At 48.0% G+C, this 11,679-nt stretch carries 9 protein-coding genes, 2 pseudogenes and 1 riboswitch; of the genes and pseudogenes, 1 reads left to right on the forward strand and 10 read right to left on the reverse strand.

Annotation, left to right across the window (positions count from 1 at the left end; translation table 11 throughout):
- Positions 1–64: 64 nt before the first annotated feature.
- Positions 65–265: riboswitch (cobalamin riboswitch) on the reverse strand.
- Between the two features lie 124 nt (positions 266–389).
- The 10 genes and pseudogenes from MRBLPE1_RS05930 to MRBLPE1_RS05975 form a co-directional block, all read right to left on the reverse strand.
- Complete coding sequence (locus MRBLPE1_RS05930) at positions 390–1,448, reverse strand: Ger(x)C family spore germination protein (RefSeq protein ID WP_364142747.1); 1,059 nt, start codon at positions 1,446–1,448, stop codon at positions 390–392.
- Positions 1,435–2,514, reverse strand: coding sequence for a GerAB/ArcD/ProY family transporter (locus tag MRBLPE1_RS05935; RefSeq protein ID WP_364142749.1), 1,080 nt, complete (start codon positions 2,512–2,514; stop codon positions 1,435–1,437). The genes MRBLPE1_RS05930 and MRBLPE1_RS05935 overlap by 14 nt, the downstream gene beginning before the upstream one ends.
- Positions 2,507–3,841 (reverse strand): spore germination protein, encoded by a 1,335-nt coding sequence (locus MRBLPE1_RS05940; protein ID WP_364142752.1) that lies wholly within the window; start codon positions 3,839–3,841, stop codon positions 2,507–2,509. Before MRBLPE1_RS05940 ends, MRBLPE1_RS05935 begins: the two co-directional genes overlap by 8 nt.
- A gap of 106 nt (positions 3,842–3,947) precedes the next feature.
- Complete coding sequence (locus tag MRBLPE1_RS05945) at positions 3,948–5,282, reverse strand: DUF445 domain-containing protein (RefSeq protein WP_364142754.1); 1,335 nt, start codon at positions 5,280–5,282, stop codon at positions 3,948–3,950.
- Positions 5,283–6,563 (reverse strand): DUF445 domain-containing protein, encoded by a 1,281-nt coding sequence (locus MRBLPE1_RS05950; protein WP_364142756.1) that lies wholly within the window; start codon positions 6,561–6,563, stop codon positions 5,283–5,285.
- A gap of 90 nt (positions 6,564–6,653) precedes the next feature.
- A complete protein-coding gene (locus tag MRBLPE1_RS05955; RefSeq protein ID WP_364144605.1) occupies positions 6,654–6,785 on the reverse strand; it encodes a hypothetical protein in 132 nt (43 codons plus the stop codon).
- Between the two features lie 103 nt (positions 6,786–6,888).
- Positions 6,889–7,041 (reverse strand): annotated as a pseudogene (locus MRBLPE1_RS05960) (hypothetical protein); the annotation flags it as partial.
- Complete coding sequence (locus MRBLPE1_RS05965) at positions 6,987–7,229, reverse strand: DUF1572 family protein (RefSeq protein ID WP_364142759.1); 243 nt, start codon at positions 7,227–7,229, stop codon at positions 6,987–6,989. The gene MRBLPE1_RS05965 and the pseudogene MRBLPE1_RS05960, both read right to left, overlap by 55 nt.
- A 230-nt stretch (positions 7,230–7,459) precedes the next feature.
- A pseudogene (locus MRBLPE1_RS05970) lies at positions 7,460–7,627 on the reverse strand (transposase); the annotation flags it as partial.
- Positions 7,628–8,298: 671 nt separating this feature from the next.
- Entirely contained in the window at positions 8,299–10,608 is a 2,310-nt protein-coding gene (locus MRBLPE1_RS05975; RefSeq protein ID WP_364142761.1) for a glycoside hydrolase family 95 protein, read from the reverse strand.
- A 98-nt stretch (positions 10,609–10,706) separates the two neighbouring features.
- Here MRBLPE1_RS05975 and MRBLPE1_RS05980 point away from each other — a divergent pair, with 98 nt between their 5' ends.
- Positions 10,707–11,534, forward strand: a complete 828-nt coding sequence (locus tag MRBLPE1_RS05980) for a helix-turn-helix domain-containing protein (protein ID WP_364142764.1) — start codon at positions 10,707–10,709, stop codon at positions 11,532–11,534.
- The last annotated feature ends 145 nt before the right edge of the window (positions 11,535–11,679 follow it).

An 11,679-nucleotide genomic window follows, 5' to 3' on the forward strand; every position in this document is an offset into this window, starting at 1 on the left:
AAAGCATAGGAAATTACCTATCGCTGAAGCACGAATAAACATCTCCCTCCCATCCTCGTGAGAATTTTAGAGCACTTTTATGGCAGGTCTCCTGGCTTCGCTTCATCGCTCGACGATCTCCTTCCCGTCCTAACCGGACAGTGGATAAAATGATTGTCAGCTCTGCGATACAGTGGCGGGACCGCGTCGGACTTTGACCGAACTTCCCTATTAAGCTGCTTGCGAAGATTTGCTTCACGGCAGCACCATATTAGCTATTCTATGAAATTGTAAGTACTAGACTTGTGAATTGTATCAAAAAAAAACCGATTAGACAAAGGTTCCGTTTGTTTTTTTCCAAGCGCGCCGCTGCAGCCCTCAATCCCATGGATGAAGGGCCCCTAGAAGCGCTAACGCATATTGAGAAATCCCGTATTTTCGATAATCGCATTTACTTGAAGATCCAGCTTTAGCTTTGGGTAATACTCCGTACGCCAACTTTTCAACTGCACCCGCGGAATTTTATGCCGGAAATATTGCCCTGTACCCAAAATATCCGCGCCGCCCGCTTGGAGCTTGGCGAACATTTGATTGAACTTCTCCGTAAGCATAGCGTCAAGCTCCTGCTTGATCAATTCACTTGTCGGGTTCCCCTTTGTTTCCAAGATAACGACCTTCAATTTTAATTCACTTTTTAAAATAGGCTTACCGCCGCTCATCACGCTTTTTGTATCCATAGAGTTGCTTATGATAAGCACGCTCGCATGATCCAGCACCTCAATCTTCCCTTGCGTGCTCTCGCCTTTAAAAGCATTGAAGAGCAGCGTTTCATCCGAATTGATCTGCCCCACCATTTTTCCGTTTTTTATGACGGCCGAGCCAATATGCTGAACGGCGGTCGTTTTCCCCGACCGAATGATCGGAATGGCTACGTCTCGCGTATAAGAGTGAATGCTGCGATATACTTCCCAAACCCGGGTTAATGCAATTTGCGGATCCCAGCCAGCGTTTTTCTCGAAAAAATCATAAAGCGTCGTGCCTTCGGGCTCCATCATTTTTTTTACCGTTTTAAAAAAATAATCCATATCTTCATCGCATATCGTAACCAGCGTCTTAGGCGACACGTCACGGCCTCTCATAAAATCGGCAATGGTATCTTCGAGTCCCTCCTGCGCATATTTCTTGTCCATCAAAACAACCTTCACGTGTAGTAAATCCACGCGATTCTCCAAATTAGCACTGATCTTATCGACCGCATGATTGATCGTGTTCCCGCTTCCGGTCACGATTTTTATTTGCGTCGTATGTTGACCCGGCTCAGGAATTTGAAGATAGATCAAATATTCGCCGTTCTGCTTGGAAACGCCCATCACAACCGGCAATACACGGTGATTGATATCAATAGTATCCCAGCAGCCGCTAAGGGTTAAGACCATGCCTATGATAATAAATGTCTTAAGCACTTTCATCTTTGATCATCCTTCTGGAACGAACTCCAATAAACCATATTGAGCAGGGAATGATTAAAAAAACAAAAAACCGCAGCAGCGTATTCCACATCGCTAACTTCTCGATCGACTCCCAATTCTTAATGAGCAAGCAAGCCGAATAGATAAGGGCTGCTGTCATGATGATAAGATAGTTGGGCTTCACCTTTGGCAGGCTCCGATGCAGGATCCGGCTGATTTCCCACAGTACGATCGAAATAAACAGCATCGTGAAGGTGATGAGGCTCAGCAGCAAAAACATCGTAATCCGGTCAAACATCAACCAATTAATATGGATCGTGCTTACCAGCATAATGAATGGAAATTTAAAGGTTGAGGAGGTAGCCTGCCCGAAAGTAAGCAGCGGAATATAGACAGAAATAAAGAAAAATGGAACCAGTGCCGCTAAGGCTAACATCACTTTTTTGCGGCTGTAGGAGAAATAAGGTTGAACAAATCCTAGAAACAGGAAGCTCACGGCAAATGCAGAGAAGCTGTGCAAATAGGATGGCTTCGTTATAAATGAAAATTTCTGGTCAATCAACGGAAATAAGTAGCGGTAATCCACATTTTGAAAGGAAGTGACAATCGCGAAAAAAATGAATGGAAGAAATAGAATAGCGAGCAGAAAGCCCGTACGGAAAATAGCATCGACTCCATTCGTCGCAAGATAAGCCGATATCACAACAAGGAGCCCCATGATCGCCCAGATCGGTGTATTGGCAAGGAAAACAAGGGTTACGATTTCGGAAAAGGCTCGAATGGTGATGACATTGACGACAAGCAAATAAAATACAAGGGGCAGCAGAAAAAAGCCGGCTGCCCACTTTCCTATGCCCAGATAAATGCTTATAATATCCTGCTTAGGGAAAAAGCTGAGACCTTTCATGTATGTCCAAACCATTAGCATATTTAGCGCAAGTCCCAATATAATCGCAACCCAATGACCCTCTGTCGTGCTTGAGATGATGTCGCCCGAATAAAAGAAGAACACAAATCCCAGTTTGGTCAGGCTATACATTAATACGACATGCAGAGTTCTATCCATTTCCCGTCTCACCCTTTTTCATACTGAAATTCAAATAGGAAATGCCGAACGTATTAATGCTTGCAAGGTAACCGCTGAGTAACACCAACCCTGCGAGCAGTCCGAGAATTCCAAATATAGCGGACATCATGACGATTAAATATTTGAATAACCGAATGGAAAGCGAATTTTGGAATCCGACAATCGTCGAATTCGAAATCGTTGTGGCCGCAAGCACGATAATTAATAAATTGCTTACCAATCTTGCTGCTACGACGGCCTGCCCTAATATTATGCCTCCTACCATCGTTATGGTCGGACCGATGCTTTTGGGCAGCCTGGTGCTGGCTTCGATAATTAATTCCAAGACGACCAGCATCAAGAGGATTTCCACGATTGCCGGATAAGGCACGCCTTCACGGCTTTGCGCAATCGTTAAAGCAAGCTCGATTCGGAGAACCTCCGGATTTACGGCGACCAGAGCAACGTATAAGCCGGGTGCCAACAGCGTTATCAACAAGCCGATTACACGCAGAAGTCGTATGATAACCATTAACGGGAGCGGAAAGTTATGATCATTTTCGATCGAAAACATGTCCCAAATCAGGTTAGGAAGCACAAGCGCAAACGGCAGGCGGTCGAGGAACAGCACCACTCTCCCCTTCTTCAATGCACTCGCTACCTCTTGCGGCAATTCCGTCGTATTGAATTTGGGCACAGCCGACCAAGAGGATAAGCCCAGCGATTTCGATAAATTTTGCAGGTTATCGATTTCCTTGTCGCTGCTGCGCTCGAGCTGCTCCATGATTTTGCTTACTAACCCGGGATCGGCATGGCTGTCATCATAAATCAGAGAAAGCTTTTTCTGCTGCTCGATCCCTGCCACGAAAGATTTAACCTTGATATGCTGCGAGATGATTTGCTTTCTTACGATTCCGATATTCGTATCAATATCCTCGATAAATGAGCTCATCGGACCTTGCAGCACATTCTCGTTCGTAGGCGATTCAACGGCTCTGTTTAAGGCAATCGGGAACGGATCAACGATGACGCACCCTGCAGCGCTTTCAAAATAAACGATTAATTTGCCTCCCAAAAATAAAGAGATCGCTTCATTTAGGTCGATTTCCCTTATTTCGCCGATCGCAGCCATGACGGATTCAACAGATCCAGATTCCCGGCTGGCGTTTTCGGAATTTTTATGTATGGCAATTTTCGTCCTCGTTAAATCGATTAACGTGATGAAACCCATCAATACGACGCTCGCCCCGCCAATTTTGTCCGGCTGAATGAAGAAATCATCATTTGCGCCCAACCTGTCTTCTAATTCTTTCATCAAAGAATCCATAGTCCCGCTTCTCCTTGTTAACAAACAATTCCTCTTACGATTTTCTCCTACTCAAGTCTTTATATACTTAAAAGGAGTGCCCTGTGATCAGGACACTCCTTCTTTTTTATAGCAGCTTCAATAACGGCTCATATACCCCGTACAACAGTAGATAAAAAGCTGCGCCCAGCGCAGAGCCGATGTAGGCTCCGTTTAACCGGATGCGCTGCAGATCGGTTTCGACCTTGCTCTCGATAAAGTACACCAGCTTCTGCTCGGTAAAACTGTCCAATGTCTTCCGCACGATGATCCCGATAATCGTATGCTCCGTCTCAATCATCTTGCCCGCGAAGCTCTGCGCGTATTGCTCCAGCCAGCCCTTGGTTTCTTCGTTCCCTTTAAACCATTCCCAATACGATGCAACGAACTGATTGATCAGATTTTTGATATCGGATTGGTTGACCGTATGTTTCTCTTTTACCGCAAGCTGCATCCCGGGATCGGTAATCAGAAGATGCTTCAAATTGCCCATTACGGCTTCGATCGTCGGCAGCAATGAGACTTTCTCGATCAGCTCATCCCTCCACTCGTTAACTGCGGCAGACACATCCTCGCGGTTTTGCATATTGTCGGCAAGCTGATGGACCATGCTCTCCAGCAATACGCGAAGCTCATGCCGAGGATTTCGCAGATCATTAATCAACAGCTGCAAATCCTCATAAAGCACATTTGTCGCATCGTCGAGATTAAGCGCATTGGTCGACTCCGCGATTTCCACTGCCATTTTTTTGAGCCATTTGGAGAAAATACTGCCTTGGTTGACGAACTTCTCCTTTTCTTTCCCGAGCAGCTCGCGTATAACGAGCTTCGTTTTTTCATCTGCCGCACGTTCTGCAGCAAACTCTACGATCTGGCTGAGCCAGCTTTGGAAATTCCCGTTGTCCATGACCCATTTCAGCGCCTTGCCCGCATAAGGCGACAGGTTGACTTTCCCTATGCTTTTGCGTGCTTTCTCATCTAATTGAACGGAGAGTCCTTTAATGTCCAACTTAGCGAGCAGTCCCGCTGCCAGTCTCCAGCCTTGCTCGGCGAGCACGCCGCTTGGGCGCCGGTCAATCCAGGAAATTCCGATCTCTACCAGCGAGATTTGCTTTATCTTGTCCTTAAGCAAATCCTTGCTGAGCAATTGCTGCTCAACCATATTTGCGACACCTTCAATCAGCTTATCGCGGTTTTTGGGGATAATCGCCGTATGAGGGATCCATTTCCAGCCAAACGGATGACGGAACAGCACCGTTACCGCGAACAAATCGGCTAATGCGCCCACAAGCCCGGCTTCGGTCGTGTAGAGCAGCATCCGCGTCCACCACCGGTCAGGGAACACATACAAGCAGCAGGCGGCCATAACGAACAAGATCGCCAACAATATCAAGCTGCGGTTCGCTTTTTTCCTCATTGCCATTTATGCTTGCCCTCCTATCCAAAAGGTCGCTAGATGCAGCACGACGCCAATAAGCGCGCCGACTCCGATTCCGTTTATCCGGATGTACTGCAGATCCCGTCCCGCTTTCTCTTTCACGAGCTCGATAAGCTCCTCTTCGGAGAAGCTGTTCAGCTTGTCGGTAACGATTTTGCCGATGTACGAATGCTTCTGCTCCATCCATTTCAGCAGCGTGGTTTTCACGTAATGATCAAGCCGCGCGAGCAGCTCGTCATTTCCCTCCAGGTAAGCAACGCCTTCGCGCACCTTCTCTTTGATCCAAGGATAACGGGCAAGCTGCCCCTCCGCATTCTCCGCCGCGGCTTGGCGAAGCGACTCAAGGCCGCGCTGGATGTAGACGTCTAGCTTGAGATCCGCCTTCACTGCTGCCAGCAGCGTTTCTTTGCCTGCTTCGATCCGGTCGCGCAGCTGTTCGTCCGTGCGCAGTCTCGCAACAAAATTGGCGATGAATGCTTTAAGCTGCTTGCGCTGCGGATGATCCCCGGAATGGAATTTTTCCAGAAAGGATACCAGCCACTCCTGCAATCTTCCGCTTAGATTGGCTGCTTCCAGCCCCGCTGTAACATCAATCAATTTACGTCTGAATTTATCCCCTTCATAGGAGCGGATGGCCGAATTTATGATTTGATCGATAACGGAACCGAATGCGGCCGACTTTACGATTTTAATCAGCTCCGGGATCATGAATTCGATAATGCGGTCATCATAACCGTTCTTGATCGTCCAGTCGCCCGCATCCGCAGCAATATTCGCCACCGGAATCGCATCCGCATGCTCGAGCAGGAAGGTTTGTACGGTTCTGGACAGCTCCTGCAAATCGATGGTCGTAATGACGTCATTTGCCACCTGCTGCAAAATATCGTTAATGCCTTCTTCGCCGCCATGCTGCTTCAAATAAGTGACAAGCACATCGGCGATGTTGTATTCATCCAGCCGTTCCTTGATATTCGGGATGGTCAGCAGATCGTTCTGGACCATCTTAACGAGCTCGCCGATCAAGCGCTCCCGATTGCGGGAAATAATATTCGTTCCCATCCAGGCAGGCCATCTAATCCGCAATGGGTTGCCGAACAACGCGCTCACCGCAAAGGAATCGGCCAGCCCGCCAATCGTTGCGGCACTGAACAATGAAAAAAGCAGGCCTCCTGCAAACGTATCATGAAAGGGAAAAGCGACAAGTATTCCAATAGCCGAAAAGAGCAGCGCTAAATCCGCTTTCTTCTTAATGCTAAAATTGTTCATAGCTATGCTCCATTCTTGGTGATCTTTACCTTAGTAATTATCCCATAACTATGGGGTATGAAACAATGCAGCGCGCCTGTCTCACCATGATCAAACCCGATCCACTCTGAATTTATTCGCGACAATCGTAAAGCTTCCCGGAAGATGGGTATTCGGATCGTTTCTCGGCTCTTCGGCAAGCTGCTCCAATACAAGTCCAGAGGCAGCAACAGCCGTTACCATTTCTCCGAGGGTCCAATACCGCAGCAGGCAGTCTGGAAAGCTCGGAGTAATGCGCGGCGCACTGATGCAGCATGTCCAGGTTTGTCCGCTCGCGGCTTCTTACCAGCTGTTTCTCATTCAATCTCTCGTCGGTAATGCTCTTGATTGTATCAATCGCTAACTGAAATCGATTCTGTATGATGGCTTTCAGCTCCAATTGGCTCAGGAAGGTTTCCTTGAGCTCATTCTCACGGTCACGTACGATCTCTTCATGCAATACCTCTTAACAATGCGCTCCAGCATATTACCTTCAATATGCTTAATCAGCATGGATATACTGTGGCTCGTTTCGTCAGGCCGCCAATTCAATTGCTCATCATCAAGCTGATCCACGGCTTTTAGTATTCGTCTTCTGATTTCTTCAAACTTATGAATCAGCCACTCTCGATTAAATTGATAGTGCATGATACCATTCCCCCTCATAAAATCTCAAACTCTGAAAGCTATTGAAAAAATGAAAGTGTCTCAATCCTAGTAAAATAAATCCAGATTAATAGCAAATTTCGACTTAGATGATGACGTTGATTCAGGCATTTTCTAGATTCCCATTAGTAAAAAAAGGGGTAAGCTCGCTAGTGAGATAGCTCGCTAGGATCAGAAATGGATATTAACATGAAAAATGGCGGTACAGGGTTTTATTCCTGTAGCGCCATTTTTCTATTTTGATCTATTGTTTCATGTTTAAGCAGATTATGGGCAAGTGAAAGCCACCCGAACTCTAGGCTTACCTTTGGCAAGCCGCGAAGCAGGAAACGCTGGAATCCCCCGTTATTTTTTATTTGACCAAAAACACTTTCGGGTTCAATCAACCCGATAATGAATTGATTTTCGGTACAGGGCAGTCCCTGAGGTCATTTTAGACCTTTGGGACAGTCCCTTTTCATTCGCTTAGTGCTAATCCCGACCTATGAGCATCTGCTTAGCCGTGAGCCGGTCCGGTACAATGCAGTAACCAATCCGCTACAGTGCAGTTTCTACAGCAGAATGGCGGAATACGACTCTTTATTTTAGCTACAATGTATTTACTGCAGCAGAATGGACGCCACTCATTCCTATCCGTTCGGAAATACGCCCTCCCGTTGCAGAAACTACAATGTACGCCTCGATCCAACGTTTTTTTGGAGCATACACTGCAGAAACTACACTGTAGTACTCTACCCTAACTTTTATTACTCTTAGCCCAGCAATACCGGTCGTCCAAACTTTTCTAAGAACATTTAAATTGTGAATCCTATTTCACCTAATAGCAATCGTCCGCATTGCAGCAGCAATCGAAAATAGCAATCATCCGCGTTTCCGCAGCAATCCCATCATGCTTTAGCTTAAATCGCCACCTTTCGCATTCGTCTTGGCGGTACCTCCATTCAATCACCAAAGAACGGTTTGTCTTCATAAGAAAGGGGGTGTCTCACGGGTCTTCAGACCTTTTGAAACACCCCTTTCTCTCATTTATCCTATGCCGACAAAAAATCATTTAATTTTGAACGGTAAGCACATACTCGCTTCCGGAAGATGCCGTCCAAGCCGTCAGCCCATCCTTAGTGACTGCGCCCTGTACTTCTGCTCCATCACTCGTAATGACAAGCGCATAATCGGTCAATACGGAGCAGAGGTTTTCTGCGCTCGAACGAATGCGCGCTTCTTGCAGCTTCCCGCCGGACCAACGGATATCCACTTCGAAGCCGCCTCTAGCTCGAAGGCCGGATATTTCGCCTTCTGCCCATGCAGCAGGCAAAGCCGGCAGCAGATGAATTCCCCCTGCGTGACATTGAAGCAGCATCTCCGATATGCCCGCTGCACCGCCGAAGTTGCCGTCAATTTGGAAAGGCGGATGGTTATCGAACAGATTCGGGAGCGTCGAATGGCCCAGCAGCGCTTGTATGTTCTCGTACGCCTTTTCGCCGTCCTCAAGCCTTGCCCAGAAATTAATAATCCACGCTCGGCTCCAGCCCGTATGGCCGCCGCCGCTCGCCAATCTGCGTTCAAGCGTTACCCTGGCTGCCGCTGCCCATTCCGGTGTCTCTCTTACAGTGAACCGCTTACCGGGATGAAGCGCGAAGAGATGCGAGATATGGCGATGTCCAGGCTCCGCTTCCTCGTAATCCTCCATCCACTCTTGGATTTGACCGTGCCTGCCAATCGCGGGCTCCGGCAGGCGAGCCCTAAATTGCTCCCATTGCTGCTGCTCCGATGGCGCAATGCCGAGCACCTTTGCCGCCTCTGCGCAGGCCGTGAACAGCTCGTATAGAATCTGGCTGTCCATCGAGGCGCCAATGCAGAGCGTACCCGATTCACCCTTTGGCAATATATACGTATTCTCAGGTGACACGGAAGGATTTAACACCAGCAGGCCATCCTCTGTTTCCGTCAAAAACTCCACGAAAAACTGCGCCGATTCTTTCAAGGTCGGATAGATTCTCTCCAGAAAAGACCGGTCCAGCCCATACTCGTAATGCTCCCACAAATGAAGGCAAAGCCATGCCGCGCCTAGCGTCCAATAAGATGCCGGCAAATAAATATCCTGCGGCGCAGTGTCTCCCCAAATATCGGTATTGTGGTGAGCGACAAAACCTCCGCAATCATACATTGCTTTTGCGGTTACTCTCCCCGGCTCGCGCATCCGTTCGATCAGCTCGAACAACGGCTCATGGCATTCCGCCAAGTTGCCCGCTTCTGCCGGCCAATAATTCATTTGCGCATTAATATTAATGGTATATTTGCTATCCCAAGGCGGAAGCATTTTATCGTTCCATATGCCTTGAAGATTTGCGGCCAGCGAGCCCGGCCGGCTGCTCGATATGAGCAGATAACGGCCGAACTGATAATATAACGCCATCAGTCCCGCATCTTCCTTCCCCTCCTGAACAAGCTTTAACCGCTCATCCGTTGGAACAATAAGGCTTGGGAAGCTGTCGTCGCCTTTAATACGAAGCTGTACCCGCTCGGATAGCGCAGTGAAATCTTCGACATGACGCGTTCTTAAGGTTTCATAATTAGACATTGCCACATTTTTTCCCGTGCGAATAACGTAGGCTTCAGGGTCGACATGCCGGAACGATGTGGCTGCAGTTAATAGAAGCGTCACACGATCTGCGCCCTCTACTACGAGATGCTCGCCGATAATAGAGACAGAGCCGCCTTCGGCAACCGCGCGCAAAGCCATACGGAAGTCCGAGCCTCCCGAACCTCCGCATTCCCCGCGCATGAGAATCATGCTCTCGTCAACTTTTACCAATTCATCATAGTATCGATTACTTCCGCGCAGCAGCCTTGCCGTAAAGCTAATTTGGCCTGGCTTATCGGCTGTCAACCGTGTAACGAGCACCTCATCCGGAAAACTGGCGAACGTTTCACGGAAGTAAGTCGTCTCCCCTTTGCTATAAGTAACCGCCGCGATTCCGCTGCTTAGATCCAGATCGCGGCTGTACGCCTTAACCTCATGCTCCGCATCGTATCGAAATGACAGCTGCAAATCGCCAAGCGGCATATAATGGCGCTGGGTCTCGGGCACACCTGAGAGCGCCATCGCCGACAAATCATGAGCTTCCCGCAGCTGTCCCTCTCTCAGAAGCTTGCGAATACGCTCCAAATGACTAAGAGCATCCGGATTATTCCGGTCACGCGGTCCGCCGTACCAGACGCTGTCTTCATTCAGCGCAATTCGTTCGCGCTCCGTATCTCCGAACACCATGCCGCCCAGCTTGCCGTTACCTACGGGCAAAGCCTCCTCCCAAATGGAGGCAGGCTGTTTGTACCACAACCGATTTTCTGCATTCACAGTCATTCTCTAATCTCCTTTTCATCTATCAAACTTTTATTTGCTTCAGAAATCTATTACTATGGTAATATCCCTATTAAAACCACCGGATGGCGGTGCACGAGATGATTAGAAAAAGCGAACAACACGCGTTATCCGATTTGCTCCAATCGCTGCAGCTGCAGTTAATTATTGCGCATAAGACACAGGTATCCATGAGCTGGGGTGAAACCAATTCCACGCCCGAATACAATAAGCTGTATTACATTTGCGAAGGCGAGGGCTGGATTCGAATCGGCAATGACGATTATTATCCGAAGCCAGGTCAATTATTTTTGACGCCGGCCCACTCCCGGGTATCATTTTCTGCTTTAAATGAACGTCCTTACTTAAAATATTGGTGCCATTTCAGCATCCTTGCGGGTCCCTTCGACCTATTCCAATGGATTGGCGTACCTTTGTGCCTTAATATTGAGGATTCCGCTCACATGACCGCCTTGTTTGAGGAGCTGATCGGCTGGCATGAGCAGCACACGATTGTAGCCCGGCTTCGCGAGAAGGCGCTGCTTCTGGAAATCGCAAGCCGTTTCCTGGAATCCGTTCCCATTCAGGTGCTCCAGCACCGATCTGAGGAAATGAACCGCTTAAACATTATCCAGCAATATGTAGACAGCCGTCTTCATACGGGCATTAGCATCGACCAAATGGCGGAGTCCCTCCATCTGCATCCGAACTATTTTAGCGCCTATTTCAAAAAGCATTTCGGCATACCGCCGCTTAAATACGTCAGCCGCAAACGCACCGACCGCGCCAAGCAGCTTTTAACGTCCACTTCCCTCAGCATCAAAGAAATAGCAGATCAAACCGGATTTAAAGAAACGAATCATTTTACGAAGTTTTTTCGCAAGGAGACCAGTCTCACGCCTTCAGAATATCGCTCAGCTTATTCATAACAAGCCAAGTTCTACTATGATTATAAGAGCGCAGCTATTTGCTGACGATGGAAGAAACTAAGATATAGGGGTATAAATCTAAGATCCTTCGAAAATAAAAATAGGACAAAGCAGCCGTCTCAGCTGCCATGTCCTATTTTTCGTC

It is taken from the genome of Paenibacillus sp. LPE1-1-1.1, assembly GCF_040676435.1.
GTDB lineage: Bacteria > Bacillota > Bacilli > Paenibacillales > Paenibacillaceae > Pristimantibacillus.